Annotated in this window: 16 protein-coding genes; all 16 read right to left on the bottom strand. The window is 29.6% G+C overall.

All coding sequences use genetic code 11. The annotated features are described in order from the left end of the window. Positions 1-28 precede the first annotated feature (28 nt). Positions 29-871, bottom strand: a complete 843-nt coding sequence (gene rfbD, locus BP17_RS04835; RefSeq protein ID WP_035052208.1) for a dTDP-4-dehydrorhamnose reductase — start codon at positions 869-871, stop codon at positions 29-31. A 449-nt stretch (positions 872-1,320) separates the two neighbouring features. Further along, on the bottom strand, positions 1,321-2,304 hold the full coding sequence (gene rfbB / locus BP17_RS04830; protein WP_035052206.1) for a dTDP-glucose 4,6-dehydratase: 984 nt from the start codon (positions 2,302-2,304) through the stop codon (positions 1,321-1,323). A 2-nt stretch (positions 2,305-2,306) separates the two neighbouring features. After that, complete coding sequence (gene rfbC, locus BP17_RS04825; RefSeq protein ID WP_035052205.1) at positions 2,307-2,873, bottom strand: dTDP-4-dehydrorhamnose 3,5-epimerase; 567 nt, start codon at positions 2,871-2,873, stop codon at positions 2,307-2,309. A 17-nt stretch (positions 2,874-2,890) separates the two neighbouring features. After that, a complete protein-coding gene (rfbA, locus tag BP17_RS04820) occupies positions 2,891-3,763 on the bottom strand; it encodes a glucose-1-phosphate thymidylyltransferase RfbA (protein ID WP_035052202.1) in 873 nt (290 codons plus the stop codon). 225 nt (positions 3,764-3,988) lie between these two features. Then, positions 3,989-7,417, bottom strand: a complete 3,429-nt coding sequence (locus BP17_RS04815) for a GW dipeptide domain-containing protein (protein WP_035052200.1) — start codon at positions 7,415-7,417, stop codon at positions 3,989-3,991. Between the two features lie 337 nt (positions 7,418-7,754). After that, positions 7,755-8,783: a GDP-mannose 4,6-dehydratase gene (locus BP17_RS04810; protein WP_035052199.1), complete on the bottom strand. Its 1,029-nt coding sequence runs from the start codon at positions 8,781-8,783 to the stop codon at positions 7,755-7,757. A 98-nt stretch (positions 8,784-8,881) separates the two neighbouring features. Next, entirely contained in the window at positions 8,882-10,303 is a 1,422-nt protein-coding gene (locus BP17_RS04805; RefSeq protein ID WP_035052197.1) for a lipopolysaccharide biosynthesis protein, read from the bottom strand. 42 nt (positions 10,304-10,345) lie between these two features. Continuing rightward, positions 10,346-11,218, bottom strand: coding sequence for a glycosyltransferase (locus tag BP17_RS04800; RefSeq protein WP_051910453.1), 873 nt, complete (start codon positions 11,216-11,218; stop codon positions 10,346-10,348). A 23-nt stretch (positions 11,219-11,241) separates the two neighbouring features. Beyond that, positions 11,242-12,540: a hypothetical protein gene (locus tag BP17_RS04795; RefSeq protein WP_035052194.1), complete on the bottom strand. Its 1,299-nt coding sequence runs from the start codon at positions 12,538-12,540 to the stop codon at positions 11,242-11,244. Further along, positions 12,533-13,657: a glycosyltransferase gene (locus BP17_RS04790; protein WP_198022510.1), complete on the bottom strand. Its 1,125-nt coding sequence runs from the start codon at positions 13,655-13,657 to the stop codon at positions 12,533-12,535. The genes BP17_RS04795 and BP17_RS04790 overlap by 8 nt, the downstream gene beginning before the upstream one ends. A gap of 31 nt (positions 13,658-13,688) precedes the next feature. After that, positions 13,689-14,936 (bottom strand): TolB family protein, encoded by a 1,248-nt coding sequence (locus tag BP17_RS04785; RefSeq protein WP_035052191.1) that lies wholly within the window; start codon positions 14,934-14,936, stop codon positions 13,689-13,691. A 27-nt stretch (positions 14,937-14,963) separates the two neighbouring features. Further along, on the bottom strand, positions 14,964-15,788 hold the full coding sequence (locus tag BP17_RS04780) for a glycosyltransferase (protein ID WP_035052189.1): 825 nt from the start codon (positions 15,786-15,788) through the stop codon (positions 14,964-14,966). 35 nt (positions 15,789-15,823) lie between these two features. Next, a complete protein-coding gene (locus tag BP17_RS04775) occupies positions 15,824-16,939 on the bottom strand; it encodes a hypothetical protein (RefSeq protein ID WP_035052187.1) in 1,116 nt (371 codons plus the stop codon). Between the two features lie 15 nt (positions 16,940-16,954). Continuing rightward, positions 16,955-17,950 (bottom strand): glycosyltransferase family 2 protein, encoded by a 996-nt coding sequence (locus BP17_RS04770; RefSeq protein WP_051910452.1) that lies wholly within the window; start codon positions 17,948-17,950, stop codon positions 16,955-16,957. A gap of 21 nt (positions 17,951-17,971) precedes the next feature. Continuing rightward, the gene (locus BP17_RS04765) at positions 17,972-18,964 is read right to left on the bottom strand and encodes a glycosyltransferase family 2 protein (protein WP_084676278.1); all 993 of its coding nucleotides are present in this window, start codon (positions 18,962-18,964) and stop codon (positions 17,972-17,974) included. 263 nt (positions 18,965-19,227) lie between these two features. Beyond that, a complete protein-coding gene (locus BP17_RS04760) occupies positions 19,228-21,069 on the bottom strand; it encodes an LTA synthase family protein (protein WP_051910451.1) in 1,842 nt (613 codons plus the stop codon). Positions 21,070-21,425 lie beyond the last annotated feature (356 nt).

Genomic DNA, 21,425 nt, shown 5'->3' with positions numbered 1-21,425 from the left:
ATGATAACATAAATAAATTGTCACAAAATCAACGATTTTGTGACAATTTATACAAATTAAGTGCTTCTTTCCATGTTGAAATCTTAAATCCAATAGATTTAGCTTTAGATAAATCCATGACAGAGTGCTTTGGTCTGTTGGCCTTTTGTGGATATTCAGCTGATGTTACCGGAACAATTTCTACCTCTTGACCTTTCAAAATTTCTTTCGCAAATTCATACCATGAACAACTACCTTCATTAGATAAATGGTAGATGCCATATTCTGCTTTTTGCTCAATAAGGTAGTATACAAATTCAGCTAACGTACGAGTCCATGTTGGACGACCAATCTGATCCGCTACGACTGTCAGCTTTGGATGTGTTTCAGCTAAGCGTTGCATCGTAAACACAAAATTTTTTCCGAACTCACCGAACACCCATGATGTCCGAACAATATAATGCTTTGAAACTAGTTTTTGAACGATTTGTTCGCCAGCTAGTTTGGCACGTCCATATTCACTTTGAGGATTAGTTAAATCTGTTTCTTTATACTCCCCTAAATTTGTTCCATCAAAAACGTAGTCTGTACTAATATAGACGAAAGTTGCGTCTACTTCTTCTGCAGCTTTTGCTATAATTTCAGTTCCTCGTATGTTAACAGCTTGATTTAGTTCTTTCCCTTCATCTTCTGCTGCATCAACGGCAGTATAAGCTGCACAATGATAAATAATTGTTGGTTTTAATTCCTTAATAAAGTGATTTACTGCTTTTTCATCTGTGATATTTAATTCTTTTGAACCAACTGAAAGAAATGTTATTTTTTTTTCAGTTAATAATTTTTTCAGTTCAGAACCAAGTTGTCCAGTTCCTCCGGTAATTAAGACAGTCATTTTTGGACCTCCAATTTTTTTATAAACACCAATTAAACAAATAAAAAAGCCTTTCATGGTACACTCAACATGTAATTCCGACTAAAGAAGACAGAGGAGTGATCACGAATGACTTACACCCACTTTACCATGGATGAACTGGTGATGATAGAACTTTATTGCCACTATAATAATGGCTAATTTGGCAAAATAGCTACCTATTTAGAAAGGATACGAACATGCTTACGTTGGTTGAAGGCCATTTAAGAAAAGGTAAGTTGTTTAAAGAAATAGATTTCAATGACATGAATCAAACAACTATTTCTTCAACCACAGGAAAATGAAATGACATTCAAAGAAAATTATTGAAATATCAGGTACCATTTAAAATATTTTGTCTAGTTCAATTTAATAAAGCAAAGAAAACAAAAAATCTGCTAAACTTAAAAAAAATCTTTTATTTCGTTCGATTAATTTAGTCCAGCGCGTTCTTTCAACGGACGCCACCAAGCTTCATTTTTTTGATACCAGTCGATGGTTTCTAAAATTCCAGAATCAAAGGTGTACTTGGGTTTCCAACCTAATTCAATTTCCAACTTTGTTGGGTCGATGGCATAACGTTTATCATGACCCAAACGGTCATCAACGTATTGAATTAATTCACGAGATAAGCCCAGTTGATCGATAATAATATCAACGATTTGGTTATTCGTGCGTTCATTGTGTCCACCTACATTATACACTTCACCTTTACGACCTTTGTGTAAAACTAAATCGATTGCTTGGCAATGATCTTGTACATGCAGCCAATCACGGATATTTAATCCATCCCCATAGATTGGTAATTCTTTACTATCCATGCCATTTGTGATCATCAACGGAATCAATTTTTCTGGAAAATGGTATGGACCATAGTTATTTGAACAACGAGTAATATTGACATTCATTCCATAGGTTTCGTAATATGCACGAACTAGTAAATCCGCTCCAGTTTTACTTGCCGAGTAAGGACTGTTAGGTGCTAAAGGTGTTTCTTCTGTAAAGTAACCTTCGGGCCCAAGAGAGCCGTATACTTCATCCGTTGAGACTTGTAAGTATTTTTCAATATTCATTTCTTTAGCGACGTTTAATAAAGCTAAAGTTCCTTGAATATTGGTTTCTACAAAAATCTCAGGATTTAGAATACTGCGGTCCACATGTGACTCTGCCGCAAAGTTCACAAAATGAGTGATTTTATGTTCCTTAACTAAATGGCGCACTAATTCTTTATTCAAGATATTTCCTTGCACAAATACATGATTTGGATTACCCATCACATCATCTAAACTGTGAATATTTCCTGCATAGGTCAATAAATCTAAGTTGACGATTTTATACGTTGGGTGTTTTTCAAGCATATAATGGACAAAATTACTGCCAATAAAGCCGGCTCCCCCTGTTACTAATATGTTCATCGTTATTTTTCCTCCCAAATAAATGGATTATCAAATTCAGCTAATGTAGGATGCTTTGTATCTTTTTCAGATAGAACTAATTTATCCATCGGCATTGGCCATTGAATGTTTAACGCTGGATCATCGAAAGCAATCCCTCCATCATGTTCTTTTGAATAATACTCATCCACTTTGTATTGCACGTTGCAATTGGGCGTAAGGGTTACAAAAGCATGTGCGAAACCTTTAGGTACTAACAATTGGCGATGGTTAAACTCGCTTAAAATGAACCCCTCTGATTGTCCGTATGTAGGAGAACCCACACGTATATCAACAATAACATCATAAATGACGCCTGTCGTTGCACGAACTAATTTTGTTTGGGCTTTCTCAGGTGTTTGGAAATGCATCCCTCTTAATACGCCTGGTTCAACGGATAAAGAATGATTATCTTGAATAAAATCAATAGCGATTCCATTCTCTAAAAATTTTTCTTTTGTATAGCTTTCAGTAAAAAAACCTCGATGATCTCCGAAAACATCCATTTCAATAATTTTCACATCTTGTAGTTTTGTATCTAATACTTTCATGTCATCTAAATTCCTTTCTATTTATCCTCTTCAGCAATACGTAGTAAATATTGACCATAGCCATTTTTTTTCAAAGGTTGAGCCAGCTCAATCAATTGTTCTCGAGTAATATACCCCATGCGATAAGAGATTTCTTCTAAACAGGCTACTTTAAGATTTTGGCGCTTTTCAATGGTTTCAATAAAAGTACCGGCTTCAAGTAACGATTCATGGGTCCCTGTATCTAGCCATGCATAGCCACGGCCCATTAGTTCCACTTCTAATTCTCCAGCTTCTAAATAAGCTTTATTAATATCAGTAATTTCTAACTCTCCACGTGGGGATGGTTTGATTGTTTTGGCGATATCTACAACTTTATTATCGTAAAAATACAATCCAGTTACCGCATAATTACTTTTCGGTATGGCAGGTTTCTCTTCTATTGATACAGCATGCATATCTTCATCAAACTCAACAACTCCAAATCGTTCTGGGTCATTAACATGATAGCCAAATACTGTCGCACCTGATTCTTTTGAGGCAGTTCGTTGAAGCATTTTTGATAATCCACCACCATAATAAATATTATCGCCAAGAATCAAACACACAGAATCTTTTCCAATAAACTCTTCACCGATAATAAACGCTTGTGCTAATCCATCCGGACTTTCTTGTATTTTATATTCTAAATTAATTCCTAATTCATGTCCATCACCAAATAATTGTTCAAAACGAGGAGTATCTGTTGGAGTTGAAATAATTAAAATGTCTTTGATTCCAGCTAACATTAAAATAGACATTGGATAATAAATCATCGGTTTGTCATAAATAGGCATTAATTGTTTTGATACTGCTTTAGTTAAAGGATACAAGCGTGTTCCGCTTCCACCTGCTAATATTATACCTTTCATAATAATCTCCTTTTAATTTTTATTAACGGTATTTTATTAATTAGTAACACAAAACTTGTTTTCTCTAATTACCATCAGTTAAATTATACTTCATTTAGGAAAGGTTAAGCAAATTCAATTTCCATAATCACCTATTTTGTTACTAGATAAAGTCAAAAAAATAGACATTACAAACTGTAAACAGAGAGTAAAATCTATCTTTATAATGTTCATTATAATTAATAACTAATTAAAATAATTAACTATTCCTTCAACGATTCCTTTAGCTAACTTATTTTGATAATTGTCTGTTACTAATTTAGCTCTTTCATTAGTATTATCCAGGTATCCCAATTCTAATAGCACTGCCGGCATAGTTGTTTCTCTAATAACATGGAAATTTGCTTTACGATTATTTCTATTATAGGCACCTGTATTGCTGATCAGTCTTTTGTGTATCTCATTGGACAAAACAGTACTAATAAGTAAACGATTTGAATTACTTGACATTATATTCTTGGGGTTTCCAAGACCATTGTAAGAATACGTTTCGATTCCATATGCTGTTTTCATAAAGGAGTTATGGTGTACACTAACAAAGATATCTACTTTCATCTTATTAGCTTCTTGTGCCCGATCAGATAAGCTTACAAATTTATCTGTTCTTCTTGACATAATAACTTCGTAACCTTTTCCTTTTAATAGTTTTTCAACTTTTAATGCTATTTTTAAATTAAGAACTTTTTCTGTTACGCCGCCAGATATTGCTCCAGGGTCATCTCCACCATGACCGGGATCTAGATAGATAGAAATAATACTGTCTATGCCCTTCTTATTCATCCATCCAATAGTTTTACCGTTTATAGAAATTAAAGCCCATGTGGCACGAGCCGTTTGTTTTTCCTGGATAATTCTTATATTTTTATTTAGATAACTTCCTGATTTCCCAACAATTATGTTTCCATCTGTGTATCCTGGAACAGTATAAATATCGTGCTGCCCTTCAACTACTTTAGCATTATAATTTGTAGTTTTTGTTGAATTAACTTTATCATATTTTATTTTTAGACCGTTCTTATTCATCCATACTGGAGTTTTCCCATTTATGGAAATTTCTACCCATGTTGCTCGCTTTGTTTTTACAATTTGAGTAACTATTGCTTTTTTACTCAAATATGTTGAGGATTTTGTTAATCTCTGGTTATTTTCAGTATAGCCAGGTTTTGAGTATACATCGTGCTGATTTTGTACTACAACAGCCTCATAATGTACTTTTTTCGTATCTAAAATTTTATCATATTGAACAGTTAATCCTATAATATTCATCCATCCGACTACTTTTCCGCTTACTGATATTTGAGCCCATGTTGCTCGGTTCGTTTTAAGTATCTTTGATACAAGAACTTTTTTATTAAGATAACTTGAAGATTTAGCAATTATTTTATTACCTTTAGTATATCCAGGTACAGTGTATACATCATGTCGGCCTTGTGAAACAACTGCATCAAAATGTACATCCTTAGTAGTTTGTATCGTGTCATATTTAAGTGTTACCGAAGTTTTATTTACCCAACCGATATTTTTGTTGTTAATTGAAATCTGAGCCCATGTTGCTCTATCAGTTTCTTTTTCCTGAGTAATTTGAACTTTTTTATTAAGATAACTTGATGTATTACCAATTTCTTTTGCTCCACTAGTAAACCCTGGAGCAGAATAAATAAGCTGGTCTTTCTTACTAACAATAGCATCATTATGGGTATTGCGACTCTCTGAAACTTCATCCACAAAGTTTACTTTAATTATGGACAATCCTTTTTTATTCATCCATCCAATCGTTTCACCGTTTAAAGTAATTAATGCCCATGTTGCTCTAGCGGTTTTTATTTCTTTTACTATTGTTATATTTTTATTTAGGTAAGTTTCAGATTTTGTTATAAGTTCATTGTTCTTGGTATATCCAGGTATCGTGTATACATCATGTCTACCCTCTACTACTTTTGCTATAATATTCACTTTGTTACTGGAAATAATTTTATCGTATTGAATAGATAATCCAATAATATTCATCCAACCAATTATTTTTCCGTTAATAGAAAATTGAGCCCACGTTGCTTTTCCCGTCTCTGCAATGTTTACTATATATGCCTTTTTATTTAAATAGGATGATGCTTTTGTGATGATTTCATTTCCCTTTGTATATCCTGGGGCTGTATAAATATCATGGCGTCCTTGTTCCACTAATGCATCATAATGAACCGCTTTAGTAGTCTTTATGCTATCATATTGAACCGTTAAGTGAGCTTTATCAACCCAACCAATCGTTTTGTTATTAACTGAAATAAGAGCCCATGTTGCTCGTTTTGTTATTTTTTCTTCTAAAATTCTCGTGTCGTTTTTATAGTAATCTTTTGTATTAGCGATTGCTTTTGAATCTTTTGTGTATCCAGGAGCCGAAAAGATTAATTGATTGTTTTTTGATACAGTTGCTTCATAATGAACTGATCGACTTTCACTAATAGTATCATTATATTCAACTGCTTTTATACCTTTTTTATTCATCCAACCGATTATCTTTCCATTCTGAGAAATCAATACCCATATCGCACGGTCGGTTACTTTCTCCTCATCTATTTGAACAGTTTGGTTTAAATATGTAGAAGCTTTTGTTATTATCTCATTCCCTTGTGTATAACCAGGTAAAGTATATACATCATGACGTCCTTGCTCTACCGTTGCATCATAATGAACTTCTTCGGTTTTTTCTAATGAATCGTATTTAAGGTTTACTCCAATAATATTCATCCAACCAATCGTTGCACCATTGATAGAAAACTGTATCCATGTCGCACGACTTGTTTTGATTATTTGAACAACATTAATTTTCTGATTGAGATAAGTAGAGGCTTTTGTTATAAGAACGTTTCCTTCTGTATATCCAGGTAAAGTATAAACATCGTGGCGTCCTTGCATAATAACTGCATCGTAGTGAACCATTTTCTGATCAATAATTTCATCGAAATTAATATTTAATGTATCCTTAGCAACCCAACCTATTATTTCATTATTAATAGAAATTTCAGCCCATATACCTTTTACAGTCACTTTTTCTTGTGAAATAAGAACTGATTGATTCAAGTAAGTAGTTGTTTCTCCTAGTTTTTTTGCTCCTACTGTATAACCAGGTTTCGAGAAAACAGGCTGATCTCCTGCGACTACTAAAGCATCATAATGCACATAATCACTTTTATTGACACTATCACTTCCATCAGCTTTAAATGATTCTATAAATTCTTCGTCTATAACCGTTTCCTCTTCAGTTTTCTTTTGTCTAGATTCGGTAGTTTTACTAAAATCATTGTATGTAGATTCGTCTAGATCATTTTCATCTGTTTGTTCTTCCATTGTTTCACTATGTATACTTTCCGATGTGGCTGTTTGACTCTCCTCTTCATTACTCTGAGATGATAAGCTTTCAGAATTCTCTAGATTTCCCAAACTATTTTCTTGCTCATTACCTTCATAATTCTGGGCCTGAGTTTCCTCGACTCTTTCTTTATTAATTATTTCGGAAGCAGATACTGCAGCCGGTGCAATGGATGAAGTCAATGTCGCCAATACTGTCAGTACAGTGATTGACTTCAGCATAGAGCGTAATCTTTTTTTCGTGTTTCCCATTATAAACCTCCCTTTTTCTTTTACAAAACTACAAAAACTAATTTTTAGTATACCATAGTTTTTGTGATTTTTTTTAAATCTTTGTAAATTGGTAATCCTGTCACTAGTGGTAATTCATAGTGGCGGATATCAATAAATTAATAGACACATAAATTTCTATTTCTATTCTAGTGAGTTATTGTGAATTTATTTTCAACAAAAAAATTCAGTTATATCTATTTTGCAAAATAGATATAACTGAATTTCCTCTTCCCCTATAGCAGCTATACTGATGATACTTTAACTATAACCGGTTGCTATAATTTCCGAGAATTATAATTGTGTTAAATCAGTTTCTTCATTGTTTTTCATAATAATTCACATACCAATCAGTAAAGTTTTGAAGTCCTTCTTTTATTGAAGTCGTTGGTTTAAAACCAGTCAACTCATGCAATTTATCTGTAGATGCAAATGTTGCTGGAACATCACCAAGTTTTATAGGCTCATATTTTTTATTAAAATTAACTCTACGACCTAAAGATTGGCTGAAAGCTTTTTCTAAAGTCGTAATAAATTCCATTAATTTAACTGGTTGGCTATTTCCAATATTTAATATTCGATGAGGAACTTGCTCACTTTTTCCTTCTGGTTGTTTTAACAGTAATTGAACTATTCCCTCCACAATATCATCTATATAAGTGAAATCACGGTATAAATCATTTTCAAAATCGCCATTATTATAAATTGTAATTAAATCATTAGCAAAATATTTGTCAGCAAAACCAAAATATGCCATATCTGGTCTACCCATTGGGCCATACACGGTAAAAAATCTCAATCCTGTAGCAGGAATATTATACAAATGGCTATAAGTATGAGCCATTAATTCATTTGATTTTTTAGTTGCAGCATATAAAGATACAGGGTTATCTACTTTATCTGTTTCTTCAAAAGGAACCTTTTTATTATTTCCATAGACTGAACTCGAAGAAGCATAGATAAGATGGTCAACAGGATGATTTTTACAGGCTTCTAAGATGTTAAAGAAACCTATCAAGTTGCTTTGAATATATGCATCAGGGTTCTCTAAGGAATATCGCACACCCGCTTGTGCAGCTAAATTGATTACTATTGCTGGATTAAACTCTATAAAAATGTCCATTACTGATTCTTTATCTGCTATATCAATTTTCTTGAATTTGAAATTTTCAAACGTATTTAAATTTTCTAATCTTTCTTTTTTTAAATTTACATCATAATAATCATTTAAATTATCAATACCTATGACTTTTTTTCCGGATTCTAATAATCTTTTAGATAAAAAAGATCCTATAAATCCTGCGGCGCCAGTTACTAAAATAATATCTGCATCATTTTCTCTTATCATCTAATCATTCCTAACATATTATTTTCTCGAAAAATCCAATACTTTTATTTGTATAATAGAGAACGAAGTATTCAATGAATATATTTTGATTTTAGTAATCATTTTACAATCAGTTTTTTCATTTCTTTGATTTGACCTGTTAACAATAATCCAATGAAAAAAGCAATAGCAAAAACAATTACTTGTATAACTAAGTTAACAAAAATACCAAAGTTTAAATCAGGTAACAATATAAAGAATATCAATTGAAGTATTCCTAAAATAAATGGTTTTTTCAGAGCCGTTATTAGCTTTGAAAAACCAGAATCGAAAACTTTATACATCAGTAAATAATTATTGACCAAAAAGTTCACTGAAAATGATATTACTATCATATATGCAACTGATTCAATTGTACCATTCATTATTCCATAAACAATAAATAGGGCATTGAGTATCATAGATTGTATTCCAGAAAATAGAAGTAAATCTGTTCTATTTGTTGATTGGTAAAATGCTCCTGTTGTACTTGCTATCATTTGTAGCCATATTGATACCGATAAAATACGAAATGTTAAGACACTATCTCCCCATTGATTACCAAAAATAAATAAAATGATTTCCTCAGCAGCAAAGAAACAAAAAACAGAAACCGGAATACCAATATTTGCTAAGATTCTAGTAATCTTCAAATATACTTTCTCTATAACATCTTTTTCCTCTTGATAATCAGACATAATAGGTTGGATTACAGGTGTTATAATTCCAGCTAATAATTGATTTGGATATAACGATATTTGGTATGATTTGTTATAAAATGCTAATTGTGTTGGGTCTAAAAATCTACCTATTAATATACTATCTAAATTTCTAGAAAAATAATTAATAAAGTTAAACGAAAATTGGTTTTTAGAAAATTGCCATATTTTTTTTATTGGATCCCATTTAAATTTTTCAAAGGGAGAAATCCTAGTTTTATAATAATAATACGCAAAATTTATGATAGCCTGAACTATCCCACCAATAATTATAGAATAATATTTAAACCCCATCACTGCTAATATTATTGAAACTATCCCTTTAATAATACCAGATATAATAACCACGACATTTACAGATTTAAAATCTTTCTTTTTTTCAAGTACGGCTTTAGGTACTACTAGTAGTGCATAAAAAAATACAGATATACCTAAAATTACAAAAATAGGAATATAAACAGTATTATCATAAAATAGGCTAACTGGATATCCTAAAAAAGTAAAAATGATACCCAATAATACAGCAGCATAGATTGAGAATTGAAAGATTACACTTATTTCAGTGTCCTTTAATGTCTTATTCTGTATTATTGCTGGCCCAAATCCCATATCTGCTAGCAATGTGAAAAACGCCAAAAATATTTGCACAATAGCTACAATTCCATAATCTCCTGGGGAAAGTATCCTTGATAAAACAGCATTTACTAACAACTGGATAATTACATTAGAATATTTTCCTATTGCACTATACCTAATTCCTGATTTGAAATCACTCATTGCCATAACAAATAGTCCCTACTTTCATTGTTTAAAACTTATTTAGACTTATTTTATATCGTAATAATACTTTTGTTCATTAACTATTTTTTTTATTCGCTCTGGTTTTATAAAAAATAATTTCAACGCTTCTTTAACACTTTTTCGCCCAAATTTATACTTTATCTTAGATTGATTAGAAAAACTTTTTATAGATGATTGATCTTCTTTATGGTAAATACTCGTTTCATTATAGTATATCATCTCTAAATTCATTTTCTTAAAAATAATCCCTAAAATATTTTCTTCATAGTACAAAAAAGTTTTTGGATAAAATCCATTAATTTGGTTTAAATAATTTTCAGTTAAAAAAATTGCTGCTCCATGTAAAATGTAATTTTCACTATTTTTGTCTTCATTTTTGTTTTCAATTTCTTTGTCACTATTTATATTTTGTTTTAAAATTCCAATATTTCTTAAAAATAAAATCATCGGGAAAAGGTATTCTCTTATAATACTTTTAAGATTAGCACTAAACTCAATTGGGTTTTGATTATTTCCATCGCTACCAATTATTTGCGTGCCAACAGCCCCAATACTATTTTTAATATCAATTCTTGCTAATTTTTCGAAATATAACTTGTCAGTAAAAATTGTATCATTATTCACTACAAAAACATTTTTTATCTTTAAATGATTTGTACAGTATGAGATACCTATATTATTTCCCTTTGCAAATCCTAAATTCTCTTTTGTCTGTAAAAAATATATTTTTGTATCATTGTGTAGATGCTTCTTGATATTTTCTATAGACATATTATTTGAACAGTTATCTACAACTACAATTTCTAAATCATCATAGGTTTGTGTTTTAATAGATTGAATACATTCAACAGTATCTTCCCAGTTCAAATAGTTCAATATCACAATACCTATTTCCATAATTGCCTCCTAAATAAGTTTGATTATAATGATGCTTCCTTAATATTATGCTTACCCTTTTTTTGAAAATCAACTACAATATAAAAAGGAATAAGGTAAGGAATTAAATAATGAGAAATTCCACCTTTTATTTCAAAGACAATAAATAGAAGAATTAATAAGGCGCCAAAAAAACGGGAACTTAATTTCTCTTGTTTCGAAAGAGTATTTTTTATATCGAAAATAATAAAGAATGGTATAAAATAATTTATCAACGTAGGAAAAATTCCAAAAAACAATAAGCTTCTTAAAAAGCCAACATCCGTTCCTCCAAAATAACTACCACTTATTGGATCTGTAAACCAACCTTCTCCAACAAAAAATTCTTTTAGACTTGGAACGAAATACATTGTTTCAAATAGAATATCAGTTGAAGTTGAAGAAAATTTCCCTGTTTGAACAAAGCTAATTATCAATTCGAATGCCCATTCGAACCATATACGAATAGGTTCACTTAAAAATGATACTCCTATTAGAAGCAATACTCCCATAAAGGAAAATGAAAGTATAGTAATACCGAAATGTAATGTTTTTTGATTTCCTAAAAAGAATACTATTAAAGTGAAAAGTGTAATAATACTAACAATGCTACCAATTCTTCCATACAAAAGAGTTCCTAAGAATAGAAAAATTAGAGATACATAGAATAACCAGGATAATTTTTTTTGTGATTTCAACGTTTTTACAATTAAGAAGCTATTTAATACAATTCCAATCGAAAATCTCAAAGTTTGCCTAAAACCTGCAAAACCATCTATTCCTATCCTTGTTGAGTATTGCGGTTTTAATAAATGTTCAATATCTGTTTCAGAAATATAAAGAACATTTAACCATGCTTCTTTTAATGAAGGAATATTTATCAATATAAATGTGGTCAAAATATACATTAAACAGCTAGCAATATAAAATTTGATTAATAGTTCGATTGTTGCTTTTTCTTTATATAATTTAATAAAAATAGTAATCATCGCTAAATGGGTGATGACAAGTTGTAAAGAAGTAAAGTATATACCTCTAAAATAAGTAAAGTCTACAGTACCTAGATATATAGGATATGCAATTGAAAAGATAGAAATTAAACCAAACAACATGATTAGAAATATACTTTTTATAGAAAAAATATTTGTCTTCTTTAACAAGATTTTAGAATTAAAAACTATAATCAAAGCGCTAATACTTAAAAATATTAAGTCCTGTAATAAATGTTGCTCTTTAAATACAAATGGAAATGTTACATAAAATATTAGAAGGAAGAAAAAAAAGTTCGTTACTTTATTATTCATTTTTTTTTCCTTCCTTCACTAATATATTTTTAATGATTTCTACAGTATTTTGAATACTAAAACCACTCTGTTCAACTACATAAGCCATTTCTAAGCGGTTATTATCTTTTATAAGTAGATTCATGATTTTGTTAACCCAGCTTTCAATTGGATGATTTAAACTCATATAATTAACTTTTTCTGTAACATTTATTTCTAAAGGTACGTTATTAGAGACTAAGCAAGTTAAACCAGTAGTTTGAGCTTCAATTGCTGCAATTGAAAGTCCTTCACTTTTAGAAGGAAGAATAAACAAATCTGACGCTACTAAATAATCTTCAATATTTGATTTAAATCCTAATAAAATAACATGTTTATTAAGGTTTAAATCACGAATTTTTCTTTTCAGAATTTTTTCCAAGCTTCCTTCTCCAACTAATAGTAATACGATATTATTATCAACTTTTGATAACTGAAAAACTATGTCTAGTAAAAAAGATTGGTTTTTTACATCTTCTAATCTTCCAATATTTATTAACACTTTTTTATCGCTAATTTCCAACTCTTCTCGGATATTCTTTCGGGTTTTCGGATTAAATAAAAAACGTTTGATGTCTACCCCGTTTTTTATTATTTCTACGTTTCTAACGTCTTCAAACAACCATGAAGATGCTTCTTTTGAACTTGCAAATAAAATGTCTCCGTAATTTTTTAACGTTTTCTTATTTAAAAAATGTAATCTTTTTAAAATTTTAAACTTTAATCCAGTATTTCTTGATTCAAAAGCAGATCCGTGCGAATGAATAATCAACTTTGAATTAGTGTATTTTTTTATATTTTTATATATAGATATATTACTTGCAGAGGTAGCGTTGGTCCAAATATAATCATACTCACTTTTTTTTAATAGCTCTTTTATTTCTTTGTTATGAGCGATTGGGTTCTTGCCCCATGCGGTGACTTTAAAATTTTTACCGCCATTTTCAATAATTGTTTTTTCGTATTGACATATTGCATTTGAAGAAGTTATAAAGTCAAACGATAATGAGGTATCATTTAAATGAGATAGGATGTTTATGAAAAAACCTTCAATCCCTCCTATTTCATTTGATACACCGTAAACTAATATCTTTTTCATTGACCTTTCAACCTCCTTCACTTTATTGATTTTATTTTTCAAGCGGAATACTAACAATGTACAATCCTCTTTTACCTTCAAAAACAGAATCAAAGCTAATTTCATTTCCAGCTCTATTCCATCTTGGATGCAAGTCACATCTAAGTTCATTATCATATTTAAATGGGGCGAACACACGTGCCAAAGGCTGAACCTTATCGTTATGCGCAAGAAAAATAGAAGTCATTCTATTTTTGTTTGGATAAGTATCTGTAACAATATATTTACCATCAGGAGAATAACTAGGATGTCCGTCATTTGTTAGCTCTTCTAAAACTTGAATAAACTTTGTTGTTTGATCATTAAACAAATAATAACCTGTTCCTAATTTATTCTTATTTGCATATGCTATTATTTCTGTATCATTTTTCCAGAAACAGTGTGAAGTCATAACATCATCATTTAAATTGTATAAGTTATTTCCATCCATATCCATGGTTACTAATCTAGTGTGTTTTTCCCCACCATTTATCCATCTATGCAATACCATAAATCTTGTACCGGAAGGGTTGATCATAATATGATTAACTTTATGCTCTGCATCTTTCATAGAATTAGAAGTCTGAAAATCATAAAAATCAGTGTAAGTTATTAAGGGATAAATATCATTTTTTAATAAGTCAATTTTCCAAATAGCAGCAGAATTAGGAACTTTCTCATTTTTCAATGAGTCTTCTTTATTAGAATAACCATATCCTTCTCTAAGACGATGAAGTCTGGAAAAGTCTAAAGTAAGTGCCCACCTGCCATCACTTGAAACGCTATAAACTGGTTTTTCGATAATTCTCTGTTCATTAGTTTTAATATTTAGTATTACAGAACAATAATCACCATTTTGAAAATCATTATAAATGATTTCTTCATCAAAATTTGGTCCTAACCACTGAACCATAGCACCTTGTTGTACATTCCATGAATTCGTGCTAGCTAATTTTTTTATTTCATTATTATTTTTTGTGTCAATAAGTATAATATCAGCAATTGTCTTTGGAGCTGTACTTTTTGATGTATCTTCAACTTTTAAACATAACATGTATCTATCGCTGCTATCCCATGGAGATTTATCATAATACCCAAAAAAATACTCATATTCATCATTAGGAGAAACTCTTTTTATTTCACCTATTTTTTTTTGCTTTGGTGAAACACTATAAAAGAAAAGTTGGTATGCTCTTTTTACAGTTTTTTTAATAAATGGGAATTGTGAAAGGACATGATTAACTTTTTTTTCTAAAGACATATCTTCACCACTTTCTTTAATTTTAAATTATTTTCTTAAAAAATGCTTATTAATAAGATCAAACATGCTAAGTGGAGTTAAAAAAATAATCAAAAACCCTCCAGTTGTAATTAAAAAGTCGTATACTGAAGAATAACCTTTTCTTAAAAAATTATATCTCATGTATATATCACTTTTAGTTTTAGTCCAACTCTTTCGTCTGCTTAAATTTCCAGTATCCGCTCTAAACAATAATAGTGATTCTTGAATATTATAGCCTTTGTAACCTTTGTTTAACATCCTAACGAACAAATCGTAATCTTGATTTCTTCTGAAATCTTTATACCCTCCACAAAATAATACGTCTGTTTTTTTATACATGACGGTTGGATGATTGAATGGGCTCCTTCTTCTTGAAAATTTCAAAATATCTTTATTTTTTTCTGGGACAACTCTTCTGCTTATAACATTAGCAGGATCTGAAATAAATTCATCAGTATTTGTTCCTACAATACTTAACTGTGGATTATTCTCAAATTCTTGGAGTTGTTTTTCAAAGCGTTGCTTTTTAGCTATATCATCAGTATCCATTCTTGCTACAAGTTCAAAAGAACATGCTTTTAGTCCTTCATTTAATGCTAGGCCTAAACCGATATTCTTTCCCAACTTTACAAGTTTAATTAGTTTGGGATATTGTTTTACAAAAGTATTAATTAAACTATCAAGTTCCTCACCTAGAGGGCCATCCTCTACAATTACTATTTCATTTGGAACAACAGATTGATTCAAAATACTTTTAATACTACTTAACAAATAATCTTTTTTTTCTTTGCGATAAACTGATAATAAAACAGAAAACTTTGAATTGCTCATTATTTATTCCTCCGAATAACCATTTCTATTAGGGATTAATCTATTTCAACAATTGTTGATTTATCACTATAATTTCTAGCAAGTTTTAATTGTTGCTTGTACCAATTTTTATTGGTTTTATTTAAAGCCGTAATAATATATATTTTTTGAATATCGTTATCAGATGGGATATTTAAAATATTAGAGCTAACAGTAACTTTTTCATCAGCATTATTCAAATTATTCATATACTCAGCCGGAATTTCTTCACTTGCAACAATCAATGTACCTTTTGAAGACCCTCTTACTACATGGTTAATTATACTTGTTTTTGTATCTTTATTATCAGCTATCAATTGATTTATTTTTACTAATTCTTCTTCATTTATTAATTGGTAGTTATATAAATAAGATATTTCTTTTTTTAAATAATTTTGGAAAAAACTAATAATAATGCCTATTATAACTGCCATTACAATTGCCAAAACAAATAATACTACATTCATTCCTTGGTTTTGTTGCTCTACGGTTATTTCTGGAACAATAGTTTCTTCAGCTTCTTGATCTTCAAATTTAATTGGTGCTGCATCTATTAAATGAACTCTTTTATTCTCAAAGAAGGGCAAACTTTCTTCTTCAAACATATTGTAATATTCTTGTGCTAATGTTTGATTACCAGTTTCATCTCCTATACCTACTAAAAATGTATGAATATAATTATCAGCGTCATAGTCTAAACGAATTGCTCTTTTTGAATCAGGTAAAAATTCTACTGACGTTTGGTCTTCAATTTGTTGAACAATGTTATCTGTTGTGAGAATTTCTTTTATAGTTCTAAAAGAAGTATACGGTACCGCTTCTTCATTCTCTATATAATATCTAAATAAATAAGCATCTTGATTTAAATACTGTATAAGTTCAGCCTGTTGGTTTTCATTTAAAGATTCATAATCTGAATTCAAATATTTTATCCCTTGTTCTTCATCTATAAGGGGTTCTTCATTCTCTTGTTCTTGCACAGTCTGGTCTACTTGAGTTTCATCAGTGAAAAAAATTCTAAAGGTTATAAAACCTATAAATAGTACTGCAGTAATTAAGATAGTTGAAATTATTGTTTTCTTATAACTTTTAATAAACGCCCAGTATTCTTTTAGTGTAAAAGGTTGGTCCATTTGAAAAGCCTCCAATTATTTCTTTATTTTTTTATACATTTTTAATGGCTCGGATAGAAGTTTAACATCTATTATTAACAAACCTGCCATTAGCTTTCTGCTCAAAGGAATTGGCGATTTAAGAAGGAAAGTATATTTCTTTCTTAAATTTTTCTTGAGCGATTTGATTACTTCCTTTTGGTCTAATGTATCATCTTCAAAACCGTACATTGCAATTTTAGCCAACAACGAAAAGTAGGACCTTGCTTCTTTAACACGAGCTAAATAATAGATTTCCTTATTTTTTTCGTTTTTTGCTAGTTCTATTAATTGGTCACTAGCATCTAATAAATCAAAATCTCTTTTCCTTAATCCATTTCTGGTTGTACTTTTATTTCCCTGATAGTAGTAATACCCAATTTTAGAAGTATGAACTAAAGAATTAGCCTTTGATAATACTTTAAAGTTAAAAACTATATCTTCATTAATTTTACCTTCATCAAACTTTATTTTTTTTATTATTTCTTTTTTATAGATCTTACGCCACACTGTAAATGGGGCGCGGTCTGTTTGGCCTCTATAAAGATAATCTCTTAATAAATCATCATTAGATACAGACTCCAATTGGAAATTTGAATCAGTATCAATTTCTATATTTCCATTAGTTTCGATACAATTAAAACTAACAATATCTGGTTTGCTTTTTTTTATGATATCTACACAATGTGTATAAATGTCATTTACTAGCCAATCATCACTATCCACAAATGTAATATAATCACCGATACATAAACTTAATCCTACGTTTCTTGCACTTCCCTGCCCACCGTTTTTCTTTGAGATGAACGTTACTCTCTTATCTTTTTGAACATATGATTTACAAATTTCTGGACTTTTATCTGTTGATCCATCATCAATTAGAATAATTTCTAGCTGTTTATAGGTTTGATTAATTACCGAATCAATACATCTTGGTAAATATTCCGCTATGTTAAAAACTGGAATAATTACACTAATAAGTGGAGTTTCCATTTATTTATTCTCCTTACGTATTCACTTTTTTTTATTTTGATAGTTTTGATAAAATTTACTTAAAAAGATAAATTCCATATTTATTTTTAATGTGGTATTCCAATACTTTTTTCTATATATATTTGGGTATAAAGAATTCCTATTTATTTTTTTTAAATCCTTTTTTAAACTTTTAAAAACAAAACTTCGTTCTTTTCCACTTTTTATTTGTGGTATTTTTGATAGTTGGTATGAATAATACAAAAATTTTATATTTGCAAATAATGATTGATCAAATTGATTTTTATCTTTATAAAAGGATTCGACATCGCGTATACTTTCTTTTATTTCTAATATTGATTTAGTATAGGTATTACTGATACTACCTAATCTAAACCTATAATAATAAACTACTTCATCAATAATTGAAACTTTATTAGCACACAATAATGCTTTTAAATAGAAATTCAAATCTTGTGCTATCTTAACACTAGCAAACTTAATTTGATTATCCTTTATTATAGACATTTTATACATTTTATTTCCAGGAAAAGGAGGCAAAAACACTAACTCTTTAAGATTTTTTTTCGTTGTAAGTATATTTGGCTTACTATAACCAAAATCTTGTATATGGTTTAAATTACCATTTTCATCCATATTTTGGTATTGTCCAATTACAATATCAGCACCTGTTATTGAAAGCGAAATTAACATTAAAGAAACTGCTCGATGACTTAATCTATCATCTGAATCAATAAAATATAAGAAATCGCCTTGTGAATGTTTCAGTCCATTATTTCTAGCTGCTGGTGCTCCTTGATTATCTTGTCGAATATACTTAACTCTATTATCATTTCCTGCTATTTCTTTGATAATATTCATGGAGTTATCCGTAGACCCATCATCTACCATTATGGCTTCTAAATTTTTGTGATCTTGATTTAAGATTGATAAAAGGTTCTCAGCTATAAATTCTTCTGAATTATAAACTGGAACTATTATTGAAACCAAACTATTCGTATAGATATTCTTCACATCCTTATTTTTTTAAATAATACATTACTTTATATTTCATTTAAAATTCCAATTATTTTTTCAAATAAACAACGAAAATTCAAACTAGATTCCTTGCAAATGGAACTATTGATTAGACTGGTACTAAAGAGCTTAACCTTGTTTAAGTGTTTACTATATTTCATAATCAGACAGTTAAATTGTACCACAGTTCAAACTATAATAGATTTTCTTGTAGACTCAATCTACTTTTTATTTAAACATTCAGATGCAAAGAATCTTTGTCAATAAAACTTTAAGTCTTTACTATAATTTTTCCCAGTTGTAATATCATATAGAATCAAATCATATTCTTTCAATAATAATTGAGTAGAAGGTTTTAGTTTTTCGCGAGAGTTTTTTACTCCAGTTTCTCTTTCTAAATAGAAATTTTTTTCAAAGGCGGGTAGAGCTTGCTTCATCTTTTCTAACAATGCTACAAATGGGCTAACCTTTGCATTTGCAATTTCTAATATATAGTTTGTAAAGTAAATTGGACTAATAGTCCCAATATCTTTTTTCTCGTCTATAAAATTCGTATAAAACATTAAGGGAGTCTCATGCATTTTTTGATAACCATTCAATTCTACAAGTTCTTTTCCATAAAAAGATGGCAAATGATCTCCCCAAAAAACAACCATTACCTTTTCATCATAAGAATCTAACTCTTTTAAATATTCTTTTAATGCGATATCACTATATTGGATTCCTTTTAAATAATTTTCAGCTTCTGCGGTTTCTGGAACCCCTTTTACTTTAAATTCTATATCATCATATTTCCCACTATACCGCATATGATTCTGCATGGTGACTAGATGAATGAAATCTTTCTCATCAGTATTATCCATAACATCCATTACTTCTTTATAAGAAGCTTCGTCTGATATATACGGACTTTGATCAATTACATCTGTATATTTCATATCATCTTTAAATCGCATTTGATCAAAACCAAACGTTTTATAATTATCAATTCGTTTGTACATAGTTGAATTATGTGGATGAATTGCTGTTAAATTATGATTTGATGCCTTTACATAATCAGTGATTGTCGGTAGCAAATTCAATTTGTCACTAAGATGAATGTATGGTATTGAAATATTCCCTGAAAGAGGTTCTAATGAAATTCCTGTTAAAGCTTCAAACTCTATATTTGCTGTTCCTCCTCCGTATGCTTGAGACAAAACTTGACCGTACATCTGTTCCTGTGAAAATTCTCTGTAATTTTCAAGAGAGTCTCCTCCGTTTATTGTAAAGCCATCTAATCGATGCGCATCTGAAAAAGTTTCATTCATAATGTAAATGATGTTGATATCATCAATTTCACCATTTCTATTATTATTGATACCTTCGGCTTCTTTTGAATACTTTTTAACTATCTCTTCTATTCTTTCTTGACTATAATCTTTTGGACGGTCTATTGCTGGGGACTTCAAATTGTACAACAAACCTGATACAACGCCATTTCTTGTATAATTTTTCTCTTGACTGTAAGAAATCCAATTAACATATTCATTAAAAGCAGCTTTCACTTTATTACCTGGAGAATTAAATTGATATATATATATTAGCATTAAACTTACTATAATCAGACCAATCACTCTAAATCCTATTGTGAATTTTGAAATATTTTTTTTTGTTCTAAATTTAAAAAATAATATAAAAATGGTAAGGACGAGAACAATTCCAAAAATTATTAATAATATGGCTTTAAAATTTACTATCTCTATAAAAAAAGATATATCTTTTAAAAATGCCACATCCGAAGGATAAACTGGTTCTCCGCGAAATTCAATTTTAAAGTGAGACACTATTCCTATAATAATTGCAAACACTGAAAGAATTAAAAAAGAAAGGAACTTCGAATATAGAATAAAATTAGCAAATAGAAAAAACAAAAAAATAACTATTATCTGCAGAATACTTAGCTTTGTGTAAACAGTAAAAAAGTTTATTACCGCTTCAAAATTCATCGAAAGATGAAAGTATTCTAATATCAAAAATGCGAAAAATGAACTTGATAATCCTATAAAGGTAGTTATGAAGAGTTTTAGAAAAGCTATTCTAAATACTTTCTTATTTTCCATTTAATATTTACTTCCTTCCAGTAAAAAAAACATTAAATATAAAAATCGAATCAAAATAAATTTATATTTTTTGAAGTTAATCGATTACGTTCATACTTTTGTTAGCTACTGTCAAAAAAATGCATCAGATTAATGTCAAAATCTTCATTTCATATCGAACTAAGATTGTTATTAGATACTTCTAAATCAATTTTTTTGATGAAGTAAACAAAAAACATCCAAACAGTAGCTGTTAATAGGTAATAACTATAAAGTTGGTTATTATAAATTAAAAAAAATTCTTCCATAAAAAATTGCATTAAAAAATCAATACAATTTAATACAATATAGAAGAACCCTTATTTTTTAATGGATCC

This window comes from Carnobacterium pleistocenium FTR1 (assembly GCF_000744285.1).
In the GTDB taxonomy this organism is placed as follows: domain Bacteria; phylum Bacillota; class Bacilli; order Lactobacillales; family Carnobacteriaceae; genus Carnobacterium_B; species Carnobacterium_B pleistocenium.
This window is presented reverse-complemented; position numbering and strand designations above follow the sequence as displayed.